General features: G+C 67.4%; 32 protein-coding genes and 1 pseudogene. 25 read left to right on the top strand and 8 right to left on the bottom strand.

Translation table 11 applies throughout. The features are described 5' to 3' along the window. Window positions 1-69: 69 nt before the first annotated feature. Both ACN8ZM_RS35490 and ACN8ZM_RS35485 read right to left on the bottom strand, forming a co-directional pair. The gene (locus ACN8ZM_RS35490) at window positions 70-885 is read right to left on the bottom strand and encodes a family 1 encapsulin nanocompartment shell protein (protein ID WP_043192016.1); all 816 of its coding nucleotides are present in this window, start codon (window positions 883-885) and stop codon (window positions 70-72) included. A 71-nt stretch (window positions 886-956) separates the two neighbouring features. After that, window positions 957-1,223, bottom strand: coding sequence for a hypothetical protein (locus ACN8ZM_RS35485; RefSeq protein WP_420212747.1), 267 nt, complete (start codon window positions 1,221-1,223; stop codon window positions 957-959). A 146-nt stretch (window positions 1,224-1,369) separates the two neighbouring features. Between ACN8ZM_RS35485 and ACN8ZM_RS35480 the strand changes: the two genes are divergently transcribed. Further along, complete coding sequence (locus ACN8ZM_RS35480; protein WP_420212746.1) at window positions 1,370-1,723, top strand: GIY-YIG nuclease family protein; 354 nt, start codon at window positions 1,370-1,372, stop codon at window positions 1,721-1,723. Between the two features lie 131 nt (window positions 1,724-1,854). Here the strand turns inward: ACN8ZM_RS35480 and ACN8ZM_RS35475 are convergent, their stop codons facing one another. Continuing rightward, window positions 1,855-2,928: a Dyp-type peroxidase gene (locus ACN8ZM_RS35475; RefSeq protein ID WP_420212745.1), complete on the bottom strand. Its 1,074-nt coding sequence runs from the start codon at window positions 2,926-2,928 to the stop codon at window positions 1,855-1,857. Window positions 2,929-3,296: 368 nt separating this feature from the next. Between ACN8ZM_RS35475 and ACN8ZM_RS35470 the strand changes: the two genes are divergently transcribed. The 6 genes from ACN8ZM_RS35470 to ACN8ZM_RS35445 all read left to right on the top strand — a co-directional run bounded on the left by ACN8ZM_RS35470 (window position 3,297) and on the right by ACN8ZM_RS35445 (window position 6,989). Continuing rightward, window positions 3,297-3,668, top strand: coding sequence for a LysR family transcriptional regulator (locus tag ACN8ZM_RS35470; protein WP_420212744.1), 372 nt, complete (start codon window positions 3,297-3,299; stop codon window positions 3,666-3,668). Beyond that, a complete protein-coding gene (locus tag ACN8ZM_RS35465; RefSeq protein WP_043192008.1) occupies window positions 3,665-4,114 on the top strand; it encodes a phosphate-starvation-inducible protein PsiE in 450 nt (149 codons plus the stop codon). Before ACN8ZM_RS35470 ends, ACN8ZM_RS35465 begins: the two co-directional genes overlap by 4 nt. 54 nt (window positions 4,115-4,168) lie before the next feature. Then, the gene (locus ACN8ZM_RS35460; protein WP_420212743.1) at window positions 4,169-4,366 is read left to right on the top strand and encodes a hypothetical protein; all 198 of its coding nucleotides are present in this window, start codon (window positions 4,169-4,171) and stop codon (window positions 4,364-4,366) included. A gap of 68 nt (window positions 4,367-4,434) precedes the next feature. Continuing rightward, window positions 4,435-4,890: a DUF1269 domain-containing protein gene (locus ACN8ZM_RS35455; protein ID WP_043192005.1), complete on the top strand. Its 456-nt coding sequence runs from the start codon at window positions 4,435-4,437 to the stop codon at window positions 4,888-4,890. A gap of 34 nt (window positions 4,891-4,924) precedes the next feature. Further along, on the top strand, window positions 4,925-5,173 hold the full coding sequence (locus ACN8ZM_RS35450; RefSeq protein ID WP_175021728.1) for a hypothetical protein: 249 nt from the start codon (window positions 4,925-4,927) through the stop codon (window positions 5,171-5,173). Between the two features lie 391 nt (window positions 5,174-5,564). Continuing rightward, complete coding sequence (locus tag ACN8ZM_RS35445; protein ID WP_420212742.1) at window positions 5,565-6,989, top strand: PLP-dependent aminotransferase family protein; 1,425 nt, start codon at window positions 5,565-5,567, stop codon at window positions 6,987-6,989. Window positions 6,990-7,026: 37 nt separating this feature from the next. Here ACN8ZM_RS35445 and ACN8ZM_RS35440 read toward each other — a convergent pair whose 3' ends face one another. Further along, the gene (locus tag ACN8ZM_RS35440) at window positions 7,027-8,187 is read right to left on the bottom strand and encodes an NAD-dependent formate dehydrogenase (protein ID WP_420212741.1); all 1,161 of its coding nucleotides are present in this window, start codon (window positions 8,185-8,187) and stop codon (window positions 7,027-7,029) included. A gap of 238 nt (window positions 8,188-8,425) precedes the next feature. Between ACN8ZM_RS35440 and ACN8ZM_RS35435 the strand changes: the two genes are divergently transcribed. Continuing rightward, entirely contained in the window at window positions 8,426-9,958 is a 1,533-nt protein-coding gene (locus ACN8ZM_RS35435) for an FAD-dependent oxidoreductase (RefSeq protein ID WP_420212740.1), read from the top strand. A 37-nt stretch (window positions 9,959-9,995) separates the two neighbouring features. Next, window positions 9,996-10,373: a DUF5594 family protein gene (locus ACN8ZM_RS35430; RefSeq protein WP_420212739.1), complete on the top strand. Its 378-nt coding sequence runs from the start codon at window positions 9,996-9,998 to the stop codon at window positions 10,371-10,373. Between the two features lie 37 nt (window positions 10,374-10,410). Here ACN8ZM_RS35430 and ACN8ZM_RS35425 read toward each other — a convergent pair whose 3' ends face one another. Continuing rightward, the gene (locus ACN8ZM_RS35425) at window positions 10,411-10,629 is read right to left on the bottom strand and encodes a DUF6566 family protein (protein ID WP_420212738.1); all 219 of its coding nucleotides are present in this window, start codon (window positions 10,627-10,629) and stop codon (window positions 10,411-10,413) included. Window positions 10,630-10,763: 134 nt separating this feature from the next. On the opposite strand from ACN8ZM_RS35425, the gene ACN8ZM_RS35420 reads away from it, so the two are divergent. From ACN8ZM_RS35420 to ACN8ZM_RS35375, 10 genes and pseudogenes are all read left to right on the top strand, one after another. Next, complete coding sequence (locus tag ACN8ZM_RS35420; RefSeq protein WP_420212737.1) at window positions 10,764-11,402, top strand: MarC family protein; 639 nt, start codon at window positions 10,764-10,766, stop codon at window positions 11,400-11,402. Between the two features lie 45 nt (window positions 11,403-11,447). Next, window positions 11,448-11,912: a hypothetical protein gene (locus ACN8ZM_RS35415; protein WP_420212736.1), complete on the top strand. Its 465-nt coding sequence runs from the start codon at window positions 11,448-11,450 to the stop codon at window positions 11,910-11,912. A 460-nt stretch (window positions 11,913-12,372) separates the two neighbouring features. Further along, on the top strand, window positions 12,373-13,740 hold the full coding sequence (locus ACN8ZM_RS35410) for a sigma-54-dependent transcriptional regulator (protein ID WP_420212735.1): 1,368 nt from the start codon (window positions 12,373-12,375) through the stop codon (window positions 13,738-13,740). A gap of 239 nt (window positions 13,741-13,979) precedes the next feature. Continuing rightward, window positions 13,980-15,440 carry an RNA polymerase factor sigma-54 gene (gene rpoN, locus ACN8ZM_RS35405; RefSeq protein ID WP_420212734.1) on the top strand — a complete coding sequence of 487 codons (1,461 nt, stop codon included), beginning with the start codon at window positions 13,980-13,982 and terminating at the stop codon, window positions 15,438-15,440. After that, window positions 15,437-15,703, top strand: coding sequence for a DUF3008 family protein (locus ACN8ZM_RS35400; RefSeq protein WP_420212733.1), 267 nt, complete (start codon window positions 15,437-15,439; stop codon window positions 15,701-15,703). Before rpoN ends, ACN8ZM_RS35400 begins: the two co-directional genes overlap by 4 nt. A gap of 46 nt (window positions 15,704-15,749) precedes the next feature. Then, window positions 15,750-15,911 (top strand): DUF1328 domain-containing protein, encoded by a 162-nt coding sequence (locus ACN8ZM_RS35395; RefSeq protein ID WP_011349711.1) that lies wholly within the window; start codon window positions 15,750-15,752, stop codon window positions 15,909-15,911. After that, a complete protein-coding gene (locus tag ACN8ZM_RS35390) occupies window positions 15,908-16,294 on the top strand; it encodes a DUF3022 domain-containing protein (protein ID WP_420212732.1) in 387 nt (128 codons plus the stop codon). The genes ACN8ZM_RS35395 and ACN8ZM_RS35390 overlap by 4 nt, the downstream gene beginning before the upstream one ends. A gap of 463 nt (window positions 16,295-16,757) precedes the next feature. Then, window positions 16,758-17,108, top strand: a complete 351-nt coding sequence (locus ACN8ZM_RS35385; protein ID WP_205823661.1) for a hypothetical protein — start codon at window positions 16,758-16,760, stop codon at window positions 17,106-17,108. A gap of 110 nt (window positions 17,109-17,218) precedes the next feature. Continuing rightward, window positions 17,219-17,341, top strand: a pseudogene (locus tag ACN8ZM_RS35380) (type 1 glutamine amidotransferase); the annotation flags it as partial. A gap of 19 nt (window positions 17,342-17,360) precedes the next feature. After that, window positions 17,361-17,675: a DUF1488 domain-containing protein gene (locus ACN8ZM_RS35375; RefSeq protein ID WP_420212731.1), complete on the top strand. Its 315-nt coding sequence runs from the start codon at window positions 17,361-17,363 to the stop codon at window positions 17,673-17,675. Window positions 17,676-17,932: 257 nt separating this feature from the next. Here the strand turns inward: ACN8ZM_RS35375 and ACN8ZM_RS35370 are convergent, their stop codons facing one another. Beyond that, on the bottom strand, window positions 17,933-18,217 hold the full coding sequence (locus ACN8ZM_RS35370) for a hypothetical protein (protein WP_420213318.1): 285 nt from the start codon (window positions 18,215-18,217) through the stop codon (window positions 17,933-17,935). 344 nt (window positions 18,218-18,561) lie between these two features. Between ACN8ZM_RS35370 and ACN8ZM_RS35365 the strand changes: the two genes are divergently transcribed. Continuing rightward, complete coding sequence (locus ACN8ZM_RS35365) at window positions 18,562-18,804, top strand: DUF6566 family protein (RefSeq protein WP_043191974.1); 243 nt, start codon at window positions 18,562-18,564, stop codon at window positions 18,802-18,804. 118 nt (window positions 18,805-18,922) lie between these two features. Here the strand turns inward: ACN8ZM_RS35365 and ACN8ZM_RS35360 are convergent, their stop codons facing one another. After that, window positions 18,923-19,597 (bottom strand): HAD family hydrolase, encoded by a 675-nt coding sequence (locus ACN8ZM_RS35360; protein ID WP_122950589.1) that lies wholly within the window; start codon window positions 19,595-19,597, stop codon window positions 18,923-18,925. 204 nt (window positions 19,598-19,801) lie between these two features. Between ACN8ZM_RS35360 and ACN8ZM_RS35355 the strand changes: the two genes are divergently transcribed. Next, on the top strand, window positions 19,802-20,986 hold the full coding sequence (locus tag ACN8ZM_RS35355; RefSeq protein WP_420212730.1) for a sugar transporter: 1,185 nt from the start codon (window positions 19,802-19,804) through the stop codon (window positions 20,984-20,986). A 60-nt stretch (window positions 20,987-21,046) separates the two neighbouring features. Here ACN8ZM_RS35355 and ACN8ZM_RS35350 read toward each other — a convergent pair whose 3' ends face one another. Then, complete coding sequence (locus ACN8ZM_RS35350) at window positions 21,047-21,823, bottom strand: SDR family NAD(P)-dependent oxidoreductase (protein ID WP_420212729.1); 777 nt, start codon at window positions 21,821-21,823, stop codon at window positions 21,047-21,049. A 184-nt stretch (window positions 21,824-22,007) separates the two neighbouring features. Here ACN8ZM_RS35350 and ACN8ZM_RS35345 point away from each other — a divergent pair, with 184 nt between their 5' ends. The 4 genes from ACN8ZM_RS35345 (at window position 22,008) to iaaH (ending at window position 26,187) form a co-directional block, all read left to right on the top strand. Continuing rightward, window positions 22,008-22,910, top strand: a complete 903-nt coding sequence (locus tag ACN8ZM_RS35345; RefSeq protein ID WP_420213317.1) for a LysR family transcriptional regulator — start codon at window positions 22,008-22,010, stop codon at window positions 22,908-22,910. Window positions 22,911-23,141: 231 nt separating this feature from the next. After that, complete coding sequence (locus tag ACN8ZM_RS35340) at window positions 23,142-23,579, top strand: hypothetical protein (RefSeq protein ID WP_143331216.1); 438 nt, start codon at window positions 23,142-23,144, stop codon at window positions 23,577-23,579. 307 nt (window positions 23,580-23,886) lie between these two features. Then, a complete protein-coding gene (locus ACN8ZM_RS35335) occupies window positions 23,887-24,600 on the top strand; it encodes a helix-turn-helix transcriptional regulator (protein WP_420212728.1) in 714 nt (237 codons plus the stop codon). A gap of 102 nt (window positions 24,601-24,702) precedes the next feature. Next, a complete protein-coding gene (gene iaaH / locus ACN8ZM_RS35330) occupies window positions 24,703-26,187 on the top strand; it encodes an indoleacetamide hydrolase (RefSeq protein WP_420212727.1) in 1,485 nt (494 codons plus the stop codon). The last annotated feature ends 5 nt before the right edge of the window (window positions 26,188-26,192 follow it).

Here is a 26,192-nt window from a genome sequence, read left to right as displayed (position 1 = left end):
GAACATGCGGCCGGCGGTGCGGCCGGTCGCGCGCGACGCCTGGCGGGCATCGCGCGCGGGCAACCGCGGTCAGGCCGCCGTGCCGCCCTGCGGTGCCACGGCCACCGATGCTTCGCTCGTCAGCATCAGGAACGTGAACGTTTCGCGCAGGTACAGGCGGACGACCTTGTCGGTATGGCTCGTATAGCCGATGGATACGTCTTCCCCGAGATGCAGCTCGTAATCGCCGCCGCGCGTGGACAGCACGCAGCCGCCGCTGATCGCCGGCGCCCAGATGATCTCGCCGCTGACGATCCGCTTGATATGGCCGAGGACCGGATAGCCCTGGTCGCGCGCCTCGCTGAGCGCCGTGTATGCATCCGAACCGAGCACGACCGAGTACGGGCCGTCGACACCGGCGAGCCGCAGCGCCTCGAGCGCGTCGCTGATCGCGTCGGGATACGCGCCGACGTCCGCCGGCAGCGTGAGCTTGCGGTTCGACGTGCCTTCGCGGATGCCGAGAATGCCTGCCGCCTGGTAGCCATCGAAAATCGCGTCGTCTTCGGCGAACGCGAGGCGCTGCGCGGCGTCCTTCGCCGGTTGCCAGTCGGCGTCGCGCGCGCCGCGCTCGACGCTGTCGATCGCATCGCGGCTCAACTCGAACGGCACCGTCAGCTCGACGATCGTGCGGACTTCGCGCAGCCGCGCATTCACTTGCTCGCGCGGCGCGGCGACTTCGACGAGGTGCCCGGTACCGACGGCCGACAGCTCGGGGCCTTCGGGGCCGTCGACGTCGACGACGCGGCGGCCGGCCACCGATCGTTTGAACGTACGTGCCACTTCCTCCTCGATTTGTTCCCAGGCGGACGCGGAGATCGGGGCGAGTTCGCGGTGCAGGTTATTCATGGGTTCTTGTTGCCTCACGTCAGCGAAAACACTTCATGGTGGGCCGATCGGCGGAGGGACTGCGCCTGATGTCAGGCAGGCCGATCGCGGGCGAAAATGCATATTAGCAGGCTCGATTGACAGCACTGCAGCACAAATCGAAACGACACCCTGCGGTGGCGCAACTGTTCTGCAATTCGTGCGGGGGCGAGGGTGTGCGGATGCGTAGAACGGCGCGACTGGATTGCGGCATCTGGATTCGTGCCGGCGCTGACCGCGTTCGGGCCACGCTCGATCACGCGTCGAACCATTTCCGGTCGACGCACCATCGCGAGTCGTGCATTCTTACGAACATTCATCCAGCCGGGTTTCCGGAAGCCGGGATTGAGCGGCGTGCAGTCGTCGGGGCCGGGTCCGGATGAATCATAGACGCAGCCTATTGAAGCTTCACAACACGTGGAGGTCATCCATCGCACTACAACTCGTCTCGCCCGAAAACAAATACATGCTGAAGGTGGGTGTCATCAATCACGAGGCAGTCATCGGGCATTTGACGCAGGTGTTGAACGCTTTTGCCGCGAAGCCGGAGTACAGCAAGTTCTATATCGGCATCACCAGCGACCTGTACACGCGGTTGGCGAAACACCGGGCCACCAAGCCCGATTTCAAACTGATGTGCCCGATCTACCTGGAAGCGCATATCCAGGTCGAGAACGCATTCGACCGCCTGGAGCGCAAGGCCATCGATACGTTCCGCAACGGCATCATGCACCCTGGATCCGGTGAACGGCTGCTGGCATGCAGCAACGGCCCGGGCGGGGCGTTGCCGAAGAACTGGCTCTACATTCTGGTCGGCTGATTCGTCGACGCGGAGCGGCAGTCCCGGCGCGGCACGTTCTCTCTGCTCAAGCGCGCCAATCGGCTGAACTGCGGCAATCCCGGCCAAGCCCGGCGCGCGTCTGCGCGCCGGGCTGCCGGCTGCACGCTACCTTACGACGGCACGCCTTTCAGCGAGCCGATTTTCAGCGAACCGTCGCGATGCGGCGCGGCCGACGACGGTTCCGGTTGCGCGGCATCGGCGTCAGCATCGGCGGCCGGCGCCGCGCGATCGGCGAGCGCCTCGAGCAGGTCGGCGGACGGCACGAAGAACAGCGAGCCGGTGACCGCGCGGCTGTAGTCGAGCAGGCGGTCGTAGTTGCCGGGCGGGCGGCCGACGAACATGTTCTCGAGCATCTGCTCGATCGGCGCCGGCGAGCGCGCATAGCCGATGAAGTAGGTGCCGAATTCGCCTGAGCCCGGGCGCCCGAACGGCATGTTGTCGCGCAGGATCTTCACTTCCTGGCCGTCCTCGTCGAGCGTGGTCAGCGAGCTGTGCGAGCACGACGGCTTCACGTCCGGCGCGAGCTCGATGTCGGCGAGCTTGGTGCGGCCGATGATGCGCTCCTGCGTCTCGACCGCGAGCGCGTTCCAGCCGGCCATGTCGTGCAGGTACTTCTGCACGATCACGTAGCTGCCGCCCGCGAATTCGTCATCCTCGTCGCCGATCACCGTGAAGTCGACCGCCTCGCGGCCTTCCGGGTTCTCGGTGCCGTCGACGAAGCCGATCATCGCGCGCTGGTCGAAATTGCGGAAGCCGTGCACCTCGTCGACGACCGTGACGGCATCGCCGAGCGCGCCGAGCAGCTGCGTCGCGAGTTCGAAGCACAGGTCCATCGCTTCCGCGCGAATGTGCAGCAGGATGTCGCCCGGCGTCGCGACCGCGACGCGCTGGCCCGCGCCGAATTCGCGGAACGGATGCAGCGCGGCGGGGCGCGGGTTGCCGAACAGCGCATCCCAGGCGTCGGCGCCGAAGCCGCACACGCAGGTGAGGTTGCCGCCCGGCACGCGCTTGCCGACCGAGCGCACGAGCGCGGCGATGTCGCCGCACCATGAACGGATCGTGTCGGCGTGATCGGCGCCGGGATTGATCGTCGCCACGAGGAAGATCGCGCTGCGCGTGATCGTGCTGTGAACGTTTTGGGAGAGCGGGGGAGGTGTCTGCATCGTGGCCTGCCGGTCAGTCATGTCGGGACGGAGGTGCCGTGGCGCGCGAAGGCGAACGGTTGAACGGTGTCATGCGACTGTTCTCTTTGTGTCATGCGGATGAAGGACGTTGCGCGGATCTCGCGCAACGGGCCGCAGCGGTGGCGGCCGGCCGCACGGCGCGTGACCTGCCCGCACCGCGTAACGTCGTCGAGCAAGCAATCTAGCAGCTTCGGCCAGTCTTTGGAACACGTATTGCCAATCTGTCATTCGAATGCGTCAAACAGGGCCGGATTTCGTGCGATGCCCGCGCAGCTGTACTCCTGGCGTGCGCGGCGCTGTGCTCTTGAGCGCCGGTGCCGCGTGCAGTAGATTAGGTCCCGCTGCGCCCGCCGACGAGGAGCGTCATCATGAACCTGCTGGAAGCGATGCGTGTGTATGTCGCGGTGGTCGAGCATGGCGGCCTGTCCGGCGCCGCGTCCGAACTGCGGATCGACGAAGCGCAGGTGAGCGAACGGATCGACGGTCTCGAACGGTATCTCGGTTGCCGCCTGCTGCTGTGCCGCGAGCACGACGATGTCGCCTGCACCGACGCGGGCGACGCGTTCCACGTGTGCTGCCGCCGGACGCTGTCCGCGGTCGAGCAGGCGATCGGCGCGGCTGATCCTCAAGCGCCGGATGGGCCGAACACGCACGATACCGCGCATGCCGCCGCGCGTGATGCGGCTTTCCCGCCGCCGCCCGGCGCCGCTCATGCCTCACCACAGCGACTGTCACCTTGAATACGACCACCATTCCCTGCTCGCCGGCCGAGCGCATTCGCCGCCGCTTCGGCCATTTCCTTCACGCGGCCGAACTGGCCGGGCTGATCGTGATCGGGCTCGCGACCGCGTTCGCGATGACGCAGGAAGCGTGGAAGGTCGTGCTCGCGGGCGAAGTATCGCTGACTGACCTGCTGCTGATGTTCCTGTATCTGGAAGTGCTGGCAATGGACGTGCGCTACCTGCGGCTCGGCCGGCTGCCGGTGCGGTTTCCGCTGTTCATTGCGATGACGTCGCTCGCGCGCGACCTGATCCTGCGCGGTGCGACCGACAGCCCCGAACGGATGCTGATGACGACGTTCGGCATCGTGCTGCTCGCGGTGGGCGTGCTGATCCTGAGTTTCGGCCAGCATCGGTTTCCGGCCGACGTCGACGATGTCGAGGAGGATGCGCATGCGCGCCGGTGACGTACGAGCGGCAAGCCGCATGCATGGTCCATGTCTCTGCAAGGAGGGTGCCGGATGAGCACGCATACCGTTGAAACGAAACAGGCGATCGAACTGCAGCACGCGGCGTCGGACGCTTACCGGCTGGCGCGCGACACGCGCGATGCCGATCCGGTGCTGGCTCGCGCGCCGTCCGTCGCCGGGCTGCAGCGGGCGGCTGCGCACGCGTATGCCGATGCGGCGCGCGCGCGCGTGGCGGCCACCGGCATCTGAAGCGAACCCGGCCGTGCCGCATGTGCGGCGGCGGCTGCAACTGACCATCCAACCGAGCGAGGTGTCGAATGACCAAGCAACTGATCGTCGCCGTGTTCGGCAGCGTCGATACGGCCCGAGAGGCCGCGAACGATTTCGAGGCGCTGTCGGAGAAAGATGAAGGATTCCACGTCGAGAACGGCGTCGTCGTCGAGAAGGACGCGACCGGCAAGCTCGCGGTACTCCACGCCGAATCGCGGCCGTTCAAGGGCGGCGTGATCGGCGCGATCGCAGGCGGCTTGCTCGGCCTGCTGGCCGGGCCGCTGGGCGTGGTCACCGGCATGGCGGCCGGCGCGGGGGCCGGCATTCTCGCGGAAGCGGCCGGCAACGCGCTGCTCGACGGCACGTTCGTCGAGACGGTTGCGGCACGGCTCGTGCCCGGCAGCGTCGCGGTCATCCTGGAAGCGAAGGAAGACACGCCGTTCTCGGTGGACAACGTCGTGACGGGATTCGGCGGCAAGGTCTACCGTCAGGCACTCGATTGAGACCATCCCTTTCGAACGGCTTCGGGAGAACCGCATGCGCATCGATCAATCGTACCGTCGCTTCGACATCGCGGCGACGCTGTCGCCGCTGCCCGGCAACCGCGCGATCGTCAACGTCGACGTGACGACCGACGATCCGGCCCGCGTCGCCGATCTCGGCACCGGGCAGTTCCTGCAGATCCGCAAGTGGGTCGAGTCGAACGACGTCGCGATGCTGACGGTGGTGTTCGACGAGTGCAAGGTCGCGATCGACCACTACGCGGACAACGTCGACGACGCTTGAGCGCACGCGAGGCCCGCGCATGGCCGGGCTTTGCGTGATGGCTGCCCGATGGCCATCGGTAATCCGTGATGACGCGCGCCGGGATCGCGCCCGGAGCGTTACCTCGTGCGATCGCGCGAGGCCGTTCGCCGTCGCGTTCTAATCTGTTCACCACGCCGGCCGGATTTCACGTTTCCTCGCCAAACTGTCACTTACATTCGTCGAAATGACGCAGTAGGATGCCGAACCTTGTCTTGATGAGATTCGCATTGCTATCCGCCTTCAATTTCGATAACGGACGAGGTTCGCACCGGGACGCCCGCGCCCGGGCACGGCTATCCGGCTTCGTGCACCGGCGCGGCCATGCCGCCCATGCATCGCAGGCCGGTTCACCGCTGGCGGGGCGAGGCGGATGAAGCTCTACGAGAAATTTGCAAACGACGTAGAGCGACTCATCCGGCAAGGCGTATATCGACACGGCGATCGTGTGCCGTCGGTGCGGCAGGCGAGCCAGCAGCACCGGATCAGCATCACGACCGTGCTGCATGCCTATCTGCTGCTGGAAAGCCGTGGGCTGCTCGAAAGCCGCCCGCAGTCCGGCTATTTCGTGAACCTGCGGCGCGACGACAGTCATGCGCCGGTACGCGAGCTACGGCCGTCGAAACCGATCGCGATCTCGTCGTCGGTCGACGTGAGCCGGCTCGTGCTGTCGACGCTGCGCTCGATCGGTACCGACGACGCGGTGCCGCTCGGCTCGCCGTATCCGGATCCGAGCCTGTTCCCGTTCGAGAAGCTGAACCGCTACGCGTATGCGGCCGGCCGCGACAAGTCCCTGTGGGGCGTGACGGACGGGCTGCCGCCCGGCCATCCGCGGCTGATCCGGCAGATCGCACGCCGCTACCTGGAAAACGGGATGTCGGTGGATCCGAACGAGATCATCGTGACGGTCGGTGCGACGGAGGCGATCAACCTGTGCCTGCAGGCCGTTGCGAAGCCCGGCGACACGATCGCGGTGGAATCGCCGACGTTCTACGCGATGCTGCATGCGATCGAGCGGATGGGGATGAAGGCGATCGAGGTGGCGACGCACCCGGAATACGGGATCGACATCGCGGCGCTGGCCGCAATCGCGAAATCGCAGCCGATCGCCGCATGCATGGTGATGCCGAACTTCCAGAACCCGCTCGGCTTCCAGATGCCTGACGAGCGCAAGCGAGAGCTGGTCGAGTTCGCCGCGAAAGCCGATCTGCCGATCATCGAAAATGGCGTGTACAACGAACTGTATTTCGGCAACATGCATCCGAGCACGCTGAAGTCCTACGATCGCAGCGGGATCGTGCTGCATTGCGCGTCGTTCTCGAAGAGCCTGACGGCCGCGTACCGGATCGGCTGGGCATTGCCGGGCCGTTATCGCGAGCAGGTCGAGAAGCTGAAATTCCTGAACACGCTCGCGACGCCGTCGCTGCCGCAGCTCGCGATCGCGGAGTTTCTCGAACGCGACGGCTATGAGCATCATCTGCGGCGGATTCGCAAGGCGTATGCACAGCAGGCGAACCTGATGCGGACGATGGTGTCGCGGTTTTTCCCGGAAGGCACGCGCATTTCGAGCCCGGCGGGCGGGTATGTGCTGTGGATCGAGCTGCCCGTGCAGGTCGATGCGATGCGGCTGTACCAGCTCGCGCTGGAGCAGGGGATCACGATCGGGCCCGGCTACATGTTCTCGATCACGGACAGCTACCGGAATTTCATCCGGCTGAACTACAGCAGCCCGTGGTCGCCGGAGATCGAGCAGGCGGTCGTGACCGTCGGCAAGCTCGCCGCCTACTGTCTCGACTGAACGTGCCGCCGCGCGTCGAGCGTCCAGCGTTGCGTCGTCATGTCAGCCGGTACGATTGCGCGCCTGTTCCCGCGAGCGTACCGCCGTCGACGATCAGGTATTCGTTGCGGATTGGCTTGCCGTCGAACCAGCATTGCAGGATCTCCAGCGTGCCGGCCGCGTAGCGTGCCTGCGCGGACAGCGACGTGCCGGAGATGTGTGGCGTCATCCCGTTGAACGGCATCGTGCGCCACGGGTGATCGGCCGGCGCCGGCTGAGGAAACCACACGTCGCCGCCGTAGCCCGCGAGATGCCCGGACGTGACGGCGTTCACGACCGCGTCGCGGTCGACCAGCTTCGCGCGCGCGGTGTTGATCAGGTACGCGCCGCGCTTCATGCGCGCGATCATCGCCGCGTCGAACAGGTGCTCGGTCGACGGGTACAGCGGGATCTGCAGGTTGACGATGTCGACGGCGCTCGCGAGCGACGCGGCATCGGCGTGATACGTGAGCGCGAGTTCCTGCTCGATCGATGCATCGAGCCGGTGGCGCTGCGTGTAGTGCAGATGCAGCCCGAACGGTTTCAGCCGGCGCAGCACCGCGAGCCCGATGCGCCCCGCGCCGACCGTGCCGAAATGCATGCCTTCGACGTCGTAGCTGCGCGACACGCAATCGGCGATGTTCCAGCCGCCCTGCTGCGCGATCGCATGCGACGGCAAGTAGTTGCGCACCAGCGCGAGCGTCGTCATCACCACGTGCTCGGCCACGCTGATGCTGTTCGAGCCGGTGACTTCGGCGACGGTGATGTGCGCGCGCGCGGCGGCGTCGAGATCGACGTGATCGGAGCCGATGCCGGCCGTCAGCGCGAGCTTCAGCTTCGGCGCGCGCGCGATCCGTTCGGCCGTCAGGTACGCTGGCCAGAACGGCTGCGAGATCACCACGTCTGCTTCGGGGAGCCGGCGCTCGAATTCGGAGTCGGGGCCGTCCTTGTCGCTGGTGACGATCAGCGTGTGGCCGTGCGCTTCCATGTAGCTGCGCAAGCCGAGCGCGCCGGACACCGAGCCGACGAGTTCGCCAGGCCGGAAGCCGGGCGGGCCGGCGGGCGTCGGCGCGGTTTGACCGTCCGCGTAATGCGTGACGACCGGAATCGCATCGCGCACGTAGCGCGGCGGATAGCCGTCCACGGGATCGGGGTAGAGCACGCACAGGACGGTAGCCATCGGGTAGCACTCCGGGTGACAGGGTGAAGGCGCGCGGCAGGCGGATTGCGCAGGACGCGCGACGTGCGCCGGGGCGGCACGCGTGTTGCGCCGCAGCGTTGGTGACGTTCTACGCCCGTCATGGATCCCGTACAAGCTACAGTCCGTGTTTGCGTGCGCTGCGGGGGCGTCTGTACCTGTTCTTTTCATGAGGGACGCCGATAATGGGATCGTTACCTGACTCTGCGGGAGCGATGTCATGTCCGGAAGCGATTCCTCGTCTTCACGTCCCGATCTCACGCAAGGCATCGCGCTCGGCGATCTCGGCGACGGTGCAATGATCGAGGGCCATGTCGGCGATGCCGCGGTGCTGCTGGTGCGCCGTGCCGACGAACTGTTTGCCGTGGGCGCGCAGTGCCCGCACTACGGCGCGCCCTTGGCCGACGGCCTGCTGGAGGGCGACACGATCCGCTGCCCGTGGCATCACGCGGCGTTCTGCCTGCGCACCGGCGAGTTGCTGCGCGCGCCGGCGCTCGACGGATTGCCGTGCTGGCGTGTCGAACGCCGCGACGGCCGCGCCGTCGTGCTCGATGCGCAACCGGCTGCCGTGCCGCCTGCGTTGAACGCGGCTGGACTGCCCGCATCGGTGGTGATCGTCGGCGGCGGCGCCGCGGCGATCGCGGCCGCCGTGACGCTGCGGCAGGAAGGCTATCCGCATCCCGTCACGCTGCTCACCGCCGATTCCGATCCGCCTTACGACCGGCCGAACCTGTCGAAAGACTATCTCGCGGGCACGGCCGACGCCGACTGGCTGCCGTTGCGTTCGCCGTCGTTCTACACCGATCACCATATCGACGTGCGATGCGACACGCGTGTCGTACGAATCGATCCCGCGCAGCAGGCGGTCGAACTGGCCGATGGCAGTCGCGTCGGATACGGCGCGCTGCTGCTTGCGACGGGCGCCGAGCCGAACCGGCTGACCGTGCCCGGCGCGGATCTGCCGCACGTGTGCGTGCTGCGCTCGCGCGCCGATTGCGACGCGCTGATCGCCAGGCTGAAAGCGGCGCGCCGCTGCGTCGTGGTCGGGGCGAGCTTCATCGGGCTCGAAGCCGCCGCCGCATTGCGCACGCGCGGGCTCGACGTGCAGGTCGTCGCGCCCGATGCGCTTCCGATGGCGCGCGTGCTCGGCGAAGCGCTCGGCGGCACGATCAAGGCATTGCACGAGTCGCACGGTGTGGTGTTCCATCTCGGCGCGACGCCCGCGCAGATCACGCCGGACAGCGTGACGCTGTCGACCGGCGACGTGCTGCCGGCCGATCTCGTGGTGGTCGGCATCGGCGTTCATCCGAACGTGGCGCTCGCGCAGGACGCGGGGCTGGCCGTCGAGCGCGGCGTGACGGTCGACCGCTTCCTTCAGACGAGTGCGCTCGGCATCTACGCGGCCGGCGACATCGCGCGCTGGCCCGATCCGCTGACGGGCGATCGTATTCGCGTCGAGCACTGGGTCGTTGCCGAGCGGCAGGGCATCGTCGCGGCGCGCAACCTGCTCGGGCGGCAACGGCCATTCGACGCGGTGCCGTTCTTCTGGAGCCAGCATTACGACCTGACGATCAACTATGTCGGGCATGCGGAGCAATTCGATCGTGTCGAGATCGATGGCGACCTCGGTGCACACGATTGCTCGATTGCGTACTGGCGCGGCAACACGCGGCTCGCGGTCGCGACGATCGGCCGCGATCTCGACAGCCTGAAGGCGGAAGCGGCATTCGAGCGGCAGATTGCCGCCGCGTGACAGCGGCGTGACGACATGATTCGAACCCGGAGGCGAGATGAATCCCGATGTCCGTACACGTTTCGAAACCGAGTTTGCGCCGCGCATCGCGGCGCGCGTGCTCGGCCTGTATCAGCCTGGCGAAGTGAGGGTGGACGTCGTGCCGCACGACGGGCAGGGCAGCCCGACCTGTGTCGATGTCATCGGCCTCACGTCGACAGTCGGGCTGCCGAACCGGCTGAACGCGCGGCTCGCGTGGCGCGACGACGCGATCGATGCGCTGCTGGCCGAGCCCGACCGCAGCCGCTTCGACCGCTATCTCGCGGCGCTGCCGGTCACGATCGAACGCTGGCAGATGGAATTGCCGGTCGACTTCAGCACGCGGACCCAGCGCGATCGCGAGATCCTGATCGGCGATCTGGATTTCGATGCGTGATTGCGTCGGGTGCAGAGCGCCGATGAGCCGCGCGCCGTCAGCGGTCGCGCGTCTTGATGATCACGCGGCCCTGGTCGATGCCACCGCGCAACGCTTCGTCGCACGTGAGCCATTCGGGTGTGACGAGTTCGGGCGCCGGCAGGTCGACCGGCGCGCCGTCGCGGAAGATCCGCACCTGCGCGACCCACGCGCCGTTCGCGTTGCGCGTCGCATCGACGCGAATTTCGTGATCCATGAAGGTGTCGGTGGTTTGCATCGGTCGGGGCCCTCCGTCGTGCGTGATCGCGGTGCGTCGATCGTAGCAGCATGGCGCGCGCCGTGCATCGGAAACCATGCGGAACCTGCGCACGATTCGAAGCACGTATCGTCGCGCGAGACGGGAGCCAGCCTGTGGCCTTCGACCTGACCTTTTCCATCAAGGTGTTCGCGGCGCTGTTCGCGATCATGAACCCGATCGCGAACATCCCCGTGTTCCTGTCGCTGACGGAAGGCGCGGCGGACGGCGTGCGCCGCAAGGTCGCGCTGACGGCCGCGATCGGCGTGACGGTCGGCTGCATCGTGTCGGCGGTCGCGGGTGGCGCGATCCTGCATGTGTTCGGCCTGACGATCGACGATTTCCGTCTCGCGGGCGGGCTGCTGGTGCTGCTGATCGCGTTGTCGATGCTGCACGGCGCGCCGAGCCGCCAGCATTCGCCGGGCGAAAGCGAAGGTGCCGACCCGGCGGCGGCCGAGAGCGTCGCGATCTATCCGCTGACGATCCCGCTGCTCGTCGGCCCCGGCACGATCGCGACGATGATCGTGCTCGGGCACAGCGCGTTCTCGACCGGGCAGGAACTCGCGTTCGCGCTCGGGCTCGCCGCGTTTCTCGTGCTGCTGGCGGTTTCGTTGCTGTCGGCACCGCTGATCGGTCATTACCTGTCGCCGCGCGTGACGGCGGTGACGCAGCGCCTGATGGGGATGATTCTCGCGGCGATCGCGATGCAGATGATCGTCGCGAGCCTGAAGGCCGCGTTCGGGCTGCCGCATTGAGCGCGGCGCATCCTGAACCGGCCGCCTGATTTCACGGAGTGGCGGATGAATACGCTGATTGCATTGTCTTATCCCGACCTCGCGGCCGCCCATCGCGCGCTCGCCGAACTCGATACGTTGCGCGACCGGCACGTCGTCGCGCTGTCGGGCGTGGCGATCGTCGAATGCACAACCGATGGACAGTTGCGTGCGCATGCGGTTGACCCCACGCGCACGCCGCCGGGATCGCTGCTCGACAGCGTGGTCGAGCACATCGAATCGTCGCTCGATGCATGGCGCGAGCGGCCGGTGGACGACGCGCTGATCGACCGCGTCGCGCGCAAGGCGCGCCCCGGCACCGTGTCGCTCGGGCTGGCCGCGACACAACTCGACATCTACGCGCTGAGCACGGCGCTCGCACCGTTCGGCGGCGAAGTGATCGACACGACGCTGTCGATCGACGACGAACTGAAACTTGTCGAAGCGATCTCGAAAGCACGCGACGGCGGCAATCATGCTGCGGCCGACTGACTGACGAAGGGAACAAGGGCGCTCGGTGCGCGGCGAGTGAATCGGCAGGGTCTGAAGCGAACGCTGGCCGTCGAGCTGCCGCGTATCGTCCCTCGTGGTTTTCGACATGCGAAAAGTCAGGCCGGAAAGTTTGACCGCATCTGTCGAAGAAGTGCGCAAAAGATGTGATCGGGGCGACTTCACGCCGCATGATTCGCACGAAAACGGTGACGTTCTTACCGATTGCGACGCATTGAATCTGGCAATGCGGGTGACCTGCGCGGATAGATTTATTCGATGATCGGCGAATGCGCGACATCGCTCTTCTATACTGACAGGGACTGCTTTTCACGGGAGGACAGCCAGTCCGCACGAGCGCATCGATCGTGCCATGTCGTCGTGCGACCGGCGACCGGACTTCGCTGCAACCCGCCGCGGCCTCGGCCGACACACGCGCCGGGCCGCTTCACAAGGAGCCACGATGCCCTACGTCCTGATCGTCGAAGACGACGCCGATACGCGGACGATGCTCGCGGCGCTCGCGCGCATGCAGCAGCTGTCGTGCGATACGGCCGCGACGCTCGAAGAAGCACGCACGCTCGTTGCGACGCATACCCCCGATCTCGTGCTGTGCGATCTCGTGCTGCCGGACGGCAACGGGATGGAGCTGTTCGATGCGTTGCCGAAGCATTCGCACTGCGAAATGGTGATGACCACCGGCCACGCGAGCCTCGAAACCGCGATCGACGCGTTGCGGCGCGGCGCGACGGACTACCTGGTGAAGCCGTTGAACATGCAGCGGCTGAACAGCATCTTCGCGCGCGTGCCGCGCACCACCGCACTGCACGAAGAAATCGCCGAGCTGCGCTCGGAACTGCAGCGCCTTGGCCGCTTCGGCCGCATGCTCGGCAGTTCACCCGCGATGCAGGCCGTCTACGACGCGATCGGCCGGGTTGCGCGTACTGAAGCATCGGTACTGCTGACGGGCGAATCGGGCACCGGCAAGGAACTGGCCGCGCAGACGGTGCACGACCTGAGCCTGCGTCGGCGCGGCCCGTTCCTCGCGGTGAACTGCGGCGCGATCGCCGCGAACCTCGTCGAGAGCGAGATGTTCGGCCACGACCGCGGCAGCTTCACGGGCGCGGAGCGCCAGCACAAGGGCTTCTTCGAACGCGCGGACGGCGGCACGCTGTTGCTCGACGAGATCACCGAGATGCCGATCGAATCGCAGGTCAAGCTGCTGCGCGTGCTCGAGACGGGGCGCCTCACGCGGCTCGGCTCGACGCGCGAGATCGACGTCGACGTGCGCATCGTCGCGGCGACCAACCGCGATCCGGAAGCCGCGATGGCGGACGGCAAGCTGCGGCCCGACCTGTTCCACCGGATCAACGTGTTTCCGATCCCGCTGCCGTCGCTGCGCGAACGCGGCGACGACATCCCGATGCTGGCCGATGCGTTCCTGCAGCAGTTCAACGCCGAAAGCGGCCGGAACCTGCGCTTCGCGCCGGCCGCGCGTGAAGCGTTGAAGACCTATGCGTGGCCCGGCAACGTGCGCGAGCTGCGCAACTTCGTGCAGCGCGCGAGCATCTTCAGCGACACGAACGTGATCGATACGCTGCCGCCGCCGATCATGGACGAGCTGTCGAACCTGGCCGATTCGCACGAGGATCGCGTGACCGTGCCGTTCGGCACGTCGCTCGAGGAAGTCGACCGGCGGCTGATCCTCGGCACGATCGCGCAATGCGGTGGCGTGAAGGCGCAGGCGGCCGAAGTGCTCGACGTCAGCCTGAAGACGATCTACAACCGGCTCGCGCAGCTCGAAGACGAAGCGGACAAGCCGGAGTCCTGATGCCGCTGCGACGCGCGTGCCGCCTGCCGGATCCGCGTGCGATCGCGGTCGAACGGGCCGGTGCGCGAAATGCGTGCCCAAAACTTGCCGTGGGCTTGTAAAAAAAACGGTTCCGGCGCGCGCGCGGCCGGGAGCGAACGCGCGCGAACCGCGACGCGTGGCGACCGGCCGGCCTGGCATGAAAGCTGCATGAATGCTGTATCCGAAGCGAAACCCGCGAAACGTCAGGAGGACCCTCGATGTCCGTCACGCTTGCGCTGCAGATGCGACAGCATCTGGCACTTACGCCGAGGCTTCAGCAGTCGCTGCGGTTGCTGCAGTTGTCCTCGCTCGAATTTCAACAGGAGTTGCGGCAGGCGCTCGATCAGAATCCGTTTCTCGAGGATGGCCAGGGCGACGAGGAGCCTGCGGCCGACGCACCGGGGCAGCCGGCCGATGCCGCTGCACCCGAAGCGGTGCCCGAAACCGACGACGTACGCGTGCCGGAAGGCGAGGTGCCCGAGGTGCCGGAGGTGTCCGAAGTGTCGTTGACGGCGGCACCCGCGCCGCGCGGCACGAGCCGCCAGGGCGAAGATGCCGGCGGCCTGTCGCCCGGCGAATGGCTGGCCGTCGAACCGTCGCTGCACCAGCAACTGCACGATGCGTTGCGGCTCTATCAACTGAACCGGCGCGACCGCGAAGCCGCGCGCATCGTGATCGACGCGCTCGACGACGACGGCTACCTGCGCCAGGAACTGGCCGAGCTGCTGGCCGCGGCCGACCCCGCATTATTGTTGTCGGAGCAGGATCTCGCGGTCGCGCTGCGGCTCGTGCAGATGCTCGACCGGCCCGGCATGGCCGCGCGGTCGCTGTCCGAGTGTCTCGTGCTGCAACTCGATGCGATCGCGGCCGGCACACCGGCGCTCGCGGAAGCGAAAGCGATCGCGCGCGAGCATCTCGAACGGCTCGCACGCCGCGAGACGGCCGAGATCCAGCGGCGCATCGGCTGCAACCCGCAGACGCTGCATGCGGCCTGCGCGCTGGTGCGCGGCCTCGACCCGCGCCCCGGCAATCATTACGGCAGCACGCGCGGCGACTACGTGGTGCCCGACGTGATCGTGCGCCAGGTGCGCGACGACTGGATCGTGACGATCAACCCGGCCGTGCTGCCGCGCGCGCGGCTGCACGAACGCTATGCGACGCTGTTCGCGCAATCGAGCGGCGAGCGCGATTCGCCGCTCGGCCAGCAGTTGCAGGAAGCGCGCTGGCTGATCCGCAACGTGCAGAAGCGCTTCGACACGATCCGGCGCGTCGGCGAATGCATCGTCGCGCGGCAGCGCGATTTCTTCCGCTATGGCGAGATCGCGATGAAGCCGCTGGTGCTGCGCGACATCGCCGAGGAACTCGACCTGCACGAATCGACCGTGTCGCGCGCGACGGGCAACAAGTACATGGCCACGCCGCACGGCACGTTCGAGTTCAAGCATTTCTTCCCGCGCAAGCTCGAGGCGGCCGGCAAGGGCGTGTGCTCGGCGGCGTCCGCGAAGGTGCTGATCCGCGACATGATCGCGGCCGAGCGGCACACCGATCCGCTGTCCGACGTCGCGCTCGCGCACAACCTCGCGGGGCGCGGCATCCTGCTTGCGCGCCGCACGGTGACGAAGTATCGCCAGGCGATGAAGATTCCGCCGGCCGACTTGCGGCGCCGCGATGCCGCATGACGGCCGCCGGCGAGCGCATCGCGCGCACGTGCCGACCGTCGCGTCGACGTGCGTGCCAACGACAGGCGCGCATTCATGCCAGCCCGATCGCAGGCCGGCGGCGTGCGGCAGGCGCCGCGCGGTCGGCCAGGCGGGGCAGGACGAACCTCAGGGACCTCGAGCCGCCGGAGCAGTCGACGGCCAGGTCGATGAGCGAAAAGGCACGCGAAACAAGGGCGTCCATACCGGGGCGCGGCAAACCGGAGCACCAGCACGATGCGTGAACGGCGACGACGTGTATTGACCACGGCTGCCATCCAGGAGGTATCCATGCTGCGATACGCGGTCATCTTCTTCATCATCGCGATCGTCGCGGCCGTGTTCGGCTTCGGCGGCATCGCGGCCGGCGCGGCGGAGATCGCGAAGATCCTGTTCTACATCTTCGTCGTGATCTTCCTCGTCACGCTGCTGCTGGGCGTGGTGCGACGATGAGCGGCGCACCCGGCCGGTCGCAGCGCATCGCGGAACTCGAGCACGCGCTCGCGAACGGCTTTCCGTCGCAGTCGACCGTCGTCGTGCACGCGGACGACGCATCCGGGCGGCTGACGATCCAGGTGTCGTGGGTGCGCGAGCTGGCCGACGAGGGCGCGCGCGAATGGCGTTGCACGGTCGATCTGCGATTCGATCCGGACGTGATCACGCGTTATGCATCGCTCGGCGCGGCCGACCGGCTGCGCGTGCGCACGCATCTGTGCGACAGCGCGCGGCGCGCGGTGGACGAACGCAAGCCGCGCGTCGAGGATGCGGCGATCGAATGCGACGTGACGCTCGACGTGACGCGCGCCGAACTCGACGCGGCATTGCGCGCGCCCTGACACGGCAGCCGCTTGCGGGTTGAGGGGCGACGCGGCGATCCGCGCTGCCGTTGCATTCCCGAACGCGGCGAGCGGACGTCGATGCCGATTCCTCTACCCACTGCCCCGATGCTGCCGCTCGCGTGGCGGCTCGGCTGTGCGTTGCAAACGCGTCAGCGCCGGTGCTGACGCGGTCGGCGATACCCGTTCATCGGCGTCGTCGCGGAGATCCCGTGCGCGATCACCGACGACGGCACGACAGCCCCCACGGAATCGTCGCGAGCGGACGTTTGCCGAGCATGCGGGAAACGTAGCGGACGGCCTTGCATGGGAGGCACCGGGGCGTAGTACGGACGCTGGCGGCACAGACTGCGTGCCGCGCGGCGCGCATCACCCGTGCGACGAGACCGTGCCGCCTGCGGCATGGATGTTGCTGGAAACGACAGGCAGGACATGCCATCCCGCCATCACGCAGGAGCACATCATGCAATCGCATTCCCGGATCCGGCTGGAGAACGACGAGATCGACAACGATGCCGACGATCTCGATACGACGGTCCATGTCGACGTCGCAACGGGCAGGATCATGTTTCAGGCGGCATGGGCGGAGGCCGCGGACCCGCCGCCCGAGATCGCAGGCCATTCGGTCGTGCTCGTGCTCGACTGCGACACGATGGAGCGCTACGCGAATCTCGACGAGGGCACGCGGATGCGCGTGCACGCGATCCTGCACGGCACAGTGCAGGATCTGCTCGACCGCTTGCCCGACGAGCACGTGACGCTGACGATCGAGCTGACGAATGCGATGCTCGACGCTGCGCGCCGTCTGCAGTAATCGCATCGAGCGGTCATCCGATACCACCCAAGTGAAGGGGCTTGCAGGCACGCGGCTTGCTGCGCGACCGGTACGGCACGACGCGTGCTGTCACGCCGATGGAGGGTCTTATGAGCGGCAGGCTGGATCATTGCAAGGTAGCCATCGTCGCGGTCGACGGTTTCGAGAAGGTCGAACTCGGCGAACCGTGGCGCGTGCGCGCGGCCGAAGGCGCGCGGGTCGATTGTCTTTCGGCGCGGGGCGCCTGACACGATGCCGGTCGATTCCCCTCGCCGCGTGACGCTGGTCGACGAGCCGCCCGTGTTCGACGGCGCGGAGATGCAGTTGCGGTTCGTTGTCGACGTCGATGGCGAACCGCAGGCCTGCGCGATCACGGTCGAAGCGCTGGAAGATCATTTCGGCGCGCCGTCGGCGCTGGAAGCCGACCTGCGCGATGCGTTCGAACGGGGCCGCGCGCGCATCGAAGCCACCTGCGCGAACGTGCTGGCCGATGGCAACGGCGGCGTGGTGCTGCACAGCGGCGATTTCCGTGCGCCGGCCGGCCGGTTCCGGTCTCGGCGGTCCTGAACCGACTGCCGTTCCCGGCGCGTTGTGCTCCGTTTCCGCCGCGCAGACTGGATCGTCGGGCAATACAACCCGATGAAAGCGCCTGTTGGTCGATCCAGCCACTGCTGAAAACCGACTATGGAAGCTCGTTTGGCGCGTAAATCGATTTTGCGAGTGCAAAAACGATGACACGCAGGCCATCTTGCACACGTTTGATTTTTCGTCGTGTCTGCCGGTGGCCTGGGACTGTCGTTTTTACACGCTCGACGATCCCGCGGTCATCGCGGGCCGATATCCGAGTCGTCGTCGATGCGTTGCAACAGCGCATCGCACCGTTCGCGCAGCGCGTGCAGTTCCGGCGAATCGGCGTCGAGCCGCACACGTTCGCCGCTGTCGGGATCGCGGGCCGCGATCGCGATGTCGTAGATCCCTTGCGCGATCGTCGCGGACGCGTCCGCGATCCTGACCCGCGCCAGCCATCCGCATTCGGCGTGATGGCGCGCGAGCCATACACGCTGCGCGTCGACGAGCTGGCCGGCCGTGAGCCATGCGCCGGTTCGCATGCGCCCGGCCAACTGGCGCGTCACGAGAAAGGAGAGCAGATCGGTCGTCGGATTCACGCGAAGCTCCTTGGCGAAGAGGCGGGACGTTCGATCCGCGAGCCGGTCGCGGGAGCGGAGCCGGGAAGGCGTCGGTGCGCGGATCGTCGTCCGGTTGCAGGGCGCTGAACCGCTTCACGGGCAGATGGTGCATGCCGGCCGCGGTTCGACGTGCGATCGGCGCGCAAGCCGCGTGCCGGCCGGTCGGCACCGGGCACGGCGCGTGCGCACCGGGCCGACGGGGCGCGCGGCGATCAGGAGGCGCGCATTTTTTGCATCGTCATCGCAGACTGGTACAGGAGGCCACCGTGCAAAATCAACAGGAAGCACAGGTTCGCGACCCGTATCGCGGGCACGAGATCCGGGTGTGGGCGCGGCGCAACGACAGCGGCGCGTGGCGCGACGAGGTGCAGGTGTATGTGAGCGGCGAGCGCATCGAGCTGGCCGCGCCGGCGGCCGACGGCCCAGACTGGATGACCGAGAGCGAAGCACTGCTCGCGGGCGTCGAGCGGGGCCGCTATCTGATCGACAAGCGCATCGACGACGATTGAGCCGCGCGGCGGCCCGGTGTCGATCCGGCGGGGGCGTGGCCGGTGGTCATTCGCGGCCTGACCCCACCGACGGCGATCCTGAGAAGGTGCCGTCGGCGAAGGGGACGCCTCGGGCGGTTCAGGGCCGCGCGGCAATCTCGTCGAGATGCCACAGCAGATCGGCCGGATCGTCGTACACGCGCAGCGCGCCCGCGCGTTCGAGTTCGTCGCTGCCGTATCCGCCCGACAGCAGCCCGACGCCGAGCGAGCGGCAGCGGGCCGCGGCAAGCATGTCCCAGATGCTGTCGCCGACCACGACCGTGTGTTCGATCGGCACGTTCAGCTGCGCGGCGGCCGTCAGGAACAGGTCGGGATCCGGCTTCGCATACTTGACCTGGTCGCGCGTGACCACGACGTTTTTCGCCGGATCGACGCCGAGCGCCTCGAGATTGATGGCGGCCGTTTCCATCCGCCCGCTGGTCGCGATCGCCCAGCGAATGCCGGCCGCCGACAGCGCGGCCAGCAGTTCGCGCGCACCCGGCAGCGGCCGGACCTGCGCGCGCAGCCGCTGGTACGCGGCCGCATGGAGGCGGGCGAGCCGCTCGACGCGCTCGGCGTCGAGGTCGCCTGAAGTCTCGCGCAGCAGCTGATTCAGGAACAGGCCGCCGCTCATGCCGATCTTGCGGTGGATGCGCCACACCGACAGTTCGATGCCTTCGGCATCGAGCGCTTCCTTCCACGCGAGCACGTGCTGGTAGACGCTGTCGACGAGCGTGCCGTCGAGATCGAACAGAAAAGACGTTTCAATGCGCATGTGAATCTCCTGGCTCGATGGGGTTCGAGCGAACGGGTCGTGAGAAGCCGGTCGGCACATTATCGGTGCACGGCCGTGTCATGACCATGTCCCGCGGCCATCCCGCGCCGCGCCGTGTCATATGCCGCTGGTACAATCGCGGCGATCGCCGGGCCGGGTTCTCCGCGCCGCGCGCCCCCAACCCTCGTCTCGCCGATTCCAGGTATGGCTACACCGGACGCCGTCAGTTCCAAGCACTCGTGGTGGGGCGTACTGACCCTGGCACTCACCGCCTTCATCTTCAATACCACCGAATTCGTGCCCGTCGCGCTGCTCAGCGCGATCGGCGACAGCCTGCACATGCAGCCGACCGACGTCGGCCTGATGCTGACGATCTACGCATGGGCCGTGGCCGTCGTGTCGCTGCCGCTGACGCTGGCCACGCGCCATGTCGAGCGTCGCAAGCTGCTGATGGGGGCATTGCTGGTGTTCATCGGCAGCCACGTCGTGACCGGCGTCGCGTGGAATTTCGCGGTGCTGATGGTCGGCCGGCTGGGCATCGCGTGCGCGCATGCGGTGTTCTGGTCGATTTCCGTGCCGCTGGCCGTGCGCCTCGCGCCGAGCGACCGGAAAAGCCGCGCGCTCAGCCTGCTGGCGATGGGCACGGCGATCGCGATGGTGGCCGGCATTCCGCTCGGGCGCGTGGTGGGCGAGACGTTCGGCTGGCGGGTCACGTTCCTGATCATCGCCGGCGCGGCGGGCGTCGCGTTGCTGCTGCTGCGCGCCACGTTGCCGGTGCTACCGAGCCAGGGCGCCGGGTCGCTCAGCAGCATCGGCGTGTTCCTGCGCAAGCCCGCGCTGGTGGCGCTGTACGCGATCACCGTGCTCGTCGTGACCGCGCACTTCACGTCGTACACGTACATCGAGCCGTTCGTCCAGAGCGTCAATCACGCGAGCAGCAGCCGGATTACCTACGTGCTGATCCTGTTCGGCATCGCCGGCATACCGGCCGCGATCTGCTTCAACCGCATCTATCCGCACCGTCCGGACGACTTCCTGCTCGGGTCGATCGTCGCGCTGGCGGGATGCCTGCTGATCCTGTTCCCGTGCGCGCTGAACATCGTCACGCTGTCCGTGCATACGCTGGTCTGGGGCGGCGCGATCGTCTGCTTCGGCCTGGCCATGCAGGCATGGGTGCTGAAGCTGGCGCCGGAGGGCACCGACCTGGCGGTGTCGATTTTCTCCGGGCTGTACAACGTCGGCATCGGCGCCGGTGCGCTGATCGGCAACCATATCGCCAGCGACTTCGGGCTACCGTGGGTCGGCACGTTCGGCGGCGTGGTCGGCGCGGTGGCGGTCGGGATCGCGTGGCTCGCGCTGCGGCTGCATGCGAGGCAGGCGGTGGCGTAGCCGACGCCGGGTGGCGACGTGCGGCGCACGCGACTACGGCCCGGCCTCGCGCTTCGCCCGTCACGCCACCGAGTAACCGCCGTCGGCCACGAGCGCGTGCCCTGACACATAGCTGGAATCGTCCGACGCGAGGAACGCGACGATCGTCGCCATTTCCTCGGCGGAGCCCCAGCGTCCTGCCGGTGTCGATGCGGCAAACGCCTGTTGCGCCTCCTCCGACGGCCAGATGCCGCGATGATGGAACGGCGTTTCGATCAGCCCCGGGCACAGTGCGTTCACGCGCACGCCTCGCTTGAACCATTCGATCGAAGCGGTCTTCGTCATCCCGATCACCGCGTGCTTGCTCGCGATATAGACCGACGCATTCTCGAAGCCGATCAGCCCGCCCATCGACGCGTTGTTGATGATGCTGCCCGACCCCTGCCGCAGCATGATTTCGGCGGCGAACCTCATCGAATTGAATACGCCGCGCACGTTCGGTTCGAACACCCTGTCGAACCGCTCGGCATCCTGCTCGAGCAGCGGCGCGAACACGCCTTCCGTGCCCGCATTGTTGAACGCGATGTCGAGGCGTCCGTAGGTCTCTACTGCGAAATTGAACAGCTTGCGCAGCTCGTCTTCGTTCGCGACGTCCGCGACGAAGGCCTTGGCTTCGCCGCCGGCGGTGATGATTTCGTCGACCAGTTGATCGAGTTCGGTCTTGCGCCGCGCGGAGACGACGACCTTCGCGCCGCGACGCGCGAGTTCGATTGCGGAGGCGCGGCCAATGCCGGAACTGGCGCCCGTCACCAGGGCGATGCGGCCGTCGAGTTGGGCCGGTTTCGTGCTTGCGTTCATGATGAGATGCTCCAGAGTGATGGATGAAAGCGCCGCATGTGGCTAAGTTGAATCGGTTGCGATGCACGCTTGATGTGCATTGTGGTCGCTCGCGCGTCGTAAAAAAATGGAACAATGGCGCATTCAGAATTCCCGTTTCGGGAATGACAAGCGCGGCCACCTGCGCGTGCCAGGAGGGTTCTCCATGCTCAACCGACTCGACATCCTGAAGATCTTTTCCGCGGCTGCCGCGGCGCCCACGTTCCGCGAGGCGGCCGCGCGTCTGGGCGTATCGCCGCAAGTCGTGACGCGAGCGGTGCGCGAACTGGAAGAGATGCTGGGCGAAACGCTGTTTCACCGGACGACCCGGAGCATCCGGATCACCGCGTTCGGGCAAGCGTTCGCGCGTGACGCGCAGACGGCGCTGGCCGCCGTCGACGGGCTGTTCGGGCCCGCGACCGGCCAGGCTGACGAGCCGGTGGGCGTCGTCAGGATCACGGCGCCGTCGGGTATGGGGCGTCGTTACGTCCAGCCCATCCTGAGCGATCTCATGCGGCGCTATCCGGGGCTCGTGCCCGACCTGAGGCTGTCGGACGTGCCGTCGCCGGTGGTCGACGAACAGATCGATATCGGTGTGCGCGTCGGGGCGATCGGCGACAACCGCTTCGTTGCGCGGATGGTCGGGCCGTTGCCGATGTGGATCGTCGGCGCGCCGTCGCTGATCCGGCGGCTGGGTGAGCCCAAAAGCCGCAAGGACCTCGAATCGATGCCGGTGACGTGCCTGATCGACCGCGCGAGCGGGCGGGCGTGGCCGTGGATGTTTCGCGGGGAGCACCAGTTCGTCCCGTCGTCGCCGGCGTATCTGACCGACGACACCGAGGTAGAGATCGAGGCCGTGTGTGCGGGAATAGGGCTCGGCCAGTGCTCGGAGTATCTCGTCCGGCCATATATCGACAAGGGGCGACTCGTGCGGCTGCTGCCCAGCCTCGAGCCCGAGCCGTGGAAGCTGCACGTCTATCGGCCGCGACGCGGGCCGATGCCCCGGCGCATCCGGGTCGTGTACGACGAGCTGGTGGCGAAGCTTGCGGACGCAACGTGGCGAGGGTAGCCGGTGCGGCCGGGCTGCCCGGCCGCTGATCGCGTTGGCGCGAAGCGGCATCAATCACCGATCGACGGCATCGGCACACCAGAGCAGCAGAAACGTGTGTCGCGCTCGGCCATCCAGCCAACGGCGGTCGCGCCATTCGCCGCTAGACACGCGGCAAGCCGACATATTGCGGCATCATCATGGCGCCGCCGCACCCACATTCGGTGCCCGATATTCGACTGGAGACTGTGCATGCCGATACCCCGGATTGAAACCCGCGACGCGATGGGCGATCCCGATGTGGTCTATCTCAACCCGGATCACGTGCTGTGGATGTCGCAGCCGACCGCTGCGCAGCGGCGGCCGGGCGGCACGGCCATTCGCGTGGACGACCGCGTGAAGGGCGGTTCGTTGCTGATGGCCGACAATCCGCCGGCCGCTCGACTGCTGCAGGATCTCGGGCCGTTCGTGACGGTGACGCTGGCGAACCCGTCGTCCGACTATCCGGACGGTCTCGTGCATGTGCGTGCGCATGCCATCGTCAAGATCGCGACGGACGACCACGACAAGCCGCTCGCCGAGCGCACGCTCGGCTGGGTCCACGTCCAGGACGGCTCCGCCTTCAAGGTCAGGGATTACGCCGGCGTGGCCGCGCAATGGCAGGCGTCGGTGGCGGCTGCCGGCCGCTGAGCGGGTCTTCACGCGTGCGTCATGACGCAGTGGCCCGTCGTGCCGCAGTTGGCTGGCCGTGGTTCTCCCCGGGATACCGGCTGCCTGGCCTCGTGCGCCGGGGCGACCGGCCCCGGTGCTGGATGGCCGGGGCGAACCCTGCGCCCGCTCGGTGTCGTATTCGATAAGCGATAAGCGATGCGTCGATCAGCCGGGTAACATGGCGCATCGTGACGAACCCGTGCTCGTTCGGGCCTGAGTCGCGGAATCGCCCGTCGAAGCGCTCGATACAGGTGTTCTCCACCGGCTTGCCGAGGAACCGTCCGCCATGAACCTTGCCGTGTCCGATATCACGCCGGAGGAACTCCGGCTGTTCGGCGACATCGTCGCCCGCCTGGAGGAACTGGGGCCGGTCGTCGATGTGAGGACGGTCGTGCTGCCCGCGATCACGCAGCTGCTTCGCGCGGATTTCGCCGCATCGTTCGATTGCGACGAGCAAACCGGCCTGTGGCGCAACGGGTTCGCGTACAACGTCGATCCGTTGCAGATCGCCCGGTACGAAGCATGGTTCCAGCATATCGATCCAGTGACGTCGCATCTGCGTGCGCGCCGCGTGGCGACCTGCGTCGACGAGGTGGTGAGCCGGCGCGAGCTGGAGCAGACCGAGTTCTACAACGATTTCCTGTGCCGCGACGGCATGCACCACGGCATCAACGTCTACGCGTTCGACGGCGCGACGCACGTCGGCGACCTGCGCATCTGGCGCGCACAGGGGCGGCCCGATTTCACCGAACGCGACAAGCTGCTGCTGAACGGTATCGAGCCGTTTTTCCGGCGCGCGCTGCTGCGGCGGCGCCATGCGTGCGCCGGCCTGACCGATCGTGAGAGCGACGTCGCGCGGCTCGTCGCCGCCGGCTATACCGACAAGGACGTCGCGCGCACGCTCGGCATCGGGCTGTCGACGGTCCGCACCCATCTGCGGCGCGTGATGGCGAAGAAGGGCGTCGCCAACCGCGCGAGCCTGGCGGCCGCGCTGGCGTGACCGGCTGCGCGGCCGTCGGCCGGGGTCATCCATTGTGATGATGGGCGTCAAAATCGGCGCGCCCTACCTTGTGACGATCCCCTGTCACGAGGACCGACGACGATGCCCACCCTGGGACACCTGACGCTCACCGAAGCCCGGCACGCGCTCCTGCGCCGGGAGTTTTCCTGTGTCGAATACGCGTACGCCATGATCGAGCGGCACGCACGCTGGCGCTACCTGAACGGCTTTACGTGCGTCGACGATGCGCGGCTGCTCGCCGAAGCGGCCCGCTGCGACCGCGACCTCGCGACGGCGACGACTCCGCACGCGCTGCTGGGCCTGCCGATCGCGATCAAGGACAACATCGACACCGCCTGCCTGCCGACCGGCAACGGCACGCTGGCGCTGCACAACCGCGTGCCGCCGCAGCATGCGCCGGTCGTGGCGCGGCTGCTGGCGCACGGGGCGCTGATCGCGGGCAAGGCCAACCTGCACGAGCTGGCATTCGGCGTATCGGGCAACAACCGCGTGACGGGCGCGGTACGTAACCCGTACGACTTCAACCGGATTTCGGGCGGCAGCAGCAGCGGCTCGGGCGCGCTGGTCGGCGCGGGCGTGGTGCCTGCCGCGCTCGGGACGGACACCGGGGGCTCGGTCCGGATTCCGGCGGCGCTGTGCGGCGCCGTCGGCCTCCGGCCGACCGTGGGGCGCTACCCGTCGGCTGGCGTGGCGCCGATTTCGCGCACGCGCGACACGGTCGGCCCGATCGCGCGGTCGGTCGAGGACATCGCGCTGCTCGACGCGATTCTGTCGGGCACCGGCACCGGCACCGGCGCGCCGACGTCGCTACCGACCCGCAACACAACGCGCCCGGTGCGCCTCGCGGTCCCGCGCACGACGTTCTGGCGCGGCCTCGCGCGGGATGTCGACGCGGTGGCGAATGCCGCAGTGGTTAAGCTGGAGCAGGCGGGATTCGAGTGCGTCGACATCGACCTGAACGACTATCCGGGGTTCTTCGACGACGAGCCGGCCATCATCGCGATGTATGAATTCCGTTCGTCGATGCACGCGTATCTGGTCGAGAACGGCTACGACCTGTCGGTCGACGATATCGTCGCGAACGTGGGAAGCCCGGACGTCGCGAAGATCGCCCGCCATATCACCGGCCCCGACGGTATCGGCGAAGCGGCGTACCGCACCGCGCTCGACCGGCGTACGCGGTCGCGTGCCGCGTATCGGCAGTGCCTCGCCGACAGCGGGGCCGATGCGCTGGTCTTTCCGACCACGATCGCTACCGCATGCCCGATCCCGTCGGGTGACGCGATGCTGCTCAACGGCGAGACCGCGTCGGTGTTCTCGACCTACATCCGGAATACCGAACCGGGCAGCAATGCCGGTGTACCGGGCATGACCATCCCGGCCGGCCTGACGGAGGCCGGGTTGCCGGTCGGTCTCGCACTGGACGGGGCGGCCGGCACCGATCGTGAACTCATCGCGGTCGCGCTGGAGGTCGAGCGGGTGCTCGGGCGGCTGCCGTTGCCGGACGATGGGTATGGGGTCGAGGGCAAGTTGGGCGGGTACCCGGGCGTCGACGGTACGTCGTGACGTTG

It is taken from the genome of Burkholderia aenigmatica (genome assembly GCF_048627025.1).
Lineage (GTDB): Bacteria > Pseudomonadota > Gammaproteobacteria > Burkholderiales > Burkholderiaceae > Burkholderia > Burkholderia aenigmatica.
Note: the sequence above shows the minus strand (reverse complement) of the source record. Positions and strands in the feature narration are given on the sequence as shown.

Coding starts and splice junctions, on each gene's coding strand:
- ACN8ZM_RS35395 (WP_011349711.1), top strand. CDS start 15,750: ATGCTGCGATACGCGGTCATCTTCTTCATCATCGCGATCGTCGCGGCC.
- ACN8ZM_RS35455 (WP_043192005.1), top strand. CDS start 4,435: ATGACCAAGCAACTGATCGTCGCCGTGTTCGGCAGCGTCGATACGGCC.
- ACN8ZM_RS35375 (WP_420212731.1), top strand. CDS start 17,361: ATGCCGGTCGATTCCCCTCGCCGCGTGACGCTGGTCGACGAGCCGCCC.
- ACN8ZM_RS35460 (WP_420212743.1), top strand. CDS start 4,169: ATGAGCACGCATACCGTTGAAACGAAACAGGCGATCGAACTGCAGCAC.
- ACN8ZM_RS35430 (WP_420212739.1), top strand. CDS start 9,996: ATGAATCCCGATGTCCGTACACGTTTCGAAACCGAGTTTGCGCCGCGC.
- ACN8ZM_RS35335 (WP_420212728.1), top strand. CDS start 23,887: ATGAACCTTGCCGTGTCCGATATCACGCCGGAGGAACTCCGGCTGTTC.
- ACN8ZM_RS35470 (WP_420212744.1), top strand. CDS start 3,297: ATGAACCTGCTGGAAGCGATGCGTGTGTATGTCGCGGTGGTCGAGCAT.
- ACN8ZM_RS35425 (WP_420212738.1), bottom strand. CDS start 10,629: ATGCAAACCACCGACACCTTCATGGATCACGAAATTCGCGTCGATGCG.
- ACN8ZM_RS35390 (WP_420212732.1), top strand. CDS start 15,908: ATGAGCGGCGCACCCGGCCGGTCGCAGCGCATCGCGGAACTCGAGCAC.
- rpoN (WP_420212734.1), top strand. CDS start 13,980: ATGTCCGTCACGCTTGCGCTGCAGATGCGACAGCATCTGGCACTTACG.
- ACN8ZM_RS35445 (WP_420212742.1), top strand. CDS start 5,565: ATGAAGCTCTACGAGAAATTTGCAAACGACGTAGAGCGACTCATCCGG.
- ACN8ZM_RS35340 (WP_143331216.1), top strand. CDS start 23,142: ATGCCGATACCCCGGATTGAAACCCGCGACGCGATGGGCGATCCCGAT.
- iaaH (WP_420212727.1), top strand. CDS start 24,703: ATGCCCACCCTGGGACACCTGACGCTCACCGAAGCCCGGCACGCGCTC.
- ACN8ZM_RS35435 (WP_420212740.1), top strand. CDS start 8,426: ATGTCCGGAAGCGATTCCTCGTCTTCACGTCCCGATCTCACGCAAGGC.
- ACN8ZM_RS35450 (WP_175021728.1), top strand. CDS start 4,925: ATGCGCATCGATCAATCGTACCGTCGCTTCGACATCGCGGCGACGCTG.
- ACN8ZM_RS35355 (WP_420212730.1), top strand. CDS start 19,802: ATGGCTACACCGGACGCCGTCAGTTCCAAGCACTCGTGGTGGGGCGTA.
- ACN8ZM_RS35480 (WP_420212746.1), top strand. CDS start 1,370: ATGCTGAAGGTGGGTGTCATCAATCACGAGGCAGTCATCGGGCATTTG.
- ACN8ZM_RS35440 (WP_420212741.1), bottom strand. CDS start 8,187: ATGGCTACCGTCCTGTGCGTGCTCTACCCCGATCCCGTGGACGGCTAT.
- ACN8ZM_RS35385 (WP_205823661.1), top strand. CDS start 16,758: ATGCAATCGCATTCCCGGATCCGGCTGGAGAACGACGAGATCGACAAC.
- ACN8ZM_RS35475 (WP_420212745.1), bottom strand. CDS start 2,928: ATGACTGACCGGCAGGCCACGATGCAGACACCTCCCCCGCTCTCCCAA.
- ACN8ZM_RS35485 (WP_420212747.1), bottom strand. CDS start 1,223: ATGAATGTTCGTAAGAATGCACGACTCGCGATGGTGCGTCGACCGGAA.
- ACN8ZM_RS35360 (WP_122950589.1), bottom strand. CDS start 19,597: ATGCGCATTGAAACGTCTTTTCTGTTCGATCTCGACGGCACGCTCGTC.
- ACN8ZM_RS35350 (WP_420212729.1), bottom strand. CDS start 21,823: ATGAACGCAAGCACGAAACCGGCCCAACTCGACGGCCGCATCGCCCTG.
- ACN8ZM_RS35345 (WP_420213317.1), top strand. CDS start 22,008: ATGCTCAACCGACTCGACATCCTGAAGATCTTTTCCGCGGCTGCCGCG.
- ACN8ZM_RS35410 (WP_420212735.1), top strand. CDS start 12,373: ATGCCCTACGTCCTGATCGTCGAAGACGACGCCGATACGCGGACGATG.
- ACN8ZM_RS35490 (WP_043192016.1), bottom strand. CDS start 885: ATGAATAACCTGCACCGCGAACTCGCCCCGATCTCCGCGTCCGCCTGG.
- ACN8ZM_RS35415 (WP_420212736.1), top strand. CDS start 11,448: ATGAATACGCTGATTGCATTGTCTTATCCCGACCTCGCGGCCGCCCAT.
- ACN8ZM_RS35400 (WP_420212733.1), top strand. CDS start 15,437: ATGACGGCCGCCGGCGAGCGCATCGCGCGCACGTGCCGACCGTCGCGT.
- ACN8ZM_RS35370 (WP_420213318.1), bottom strand. CDS start 18,217: ATGCGAACCGGCGCATGGCTCACGGCCGGCCAGCTCGTCGACGCGCAG.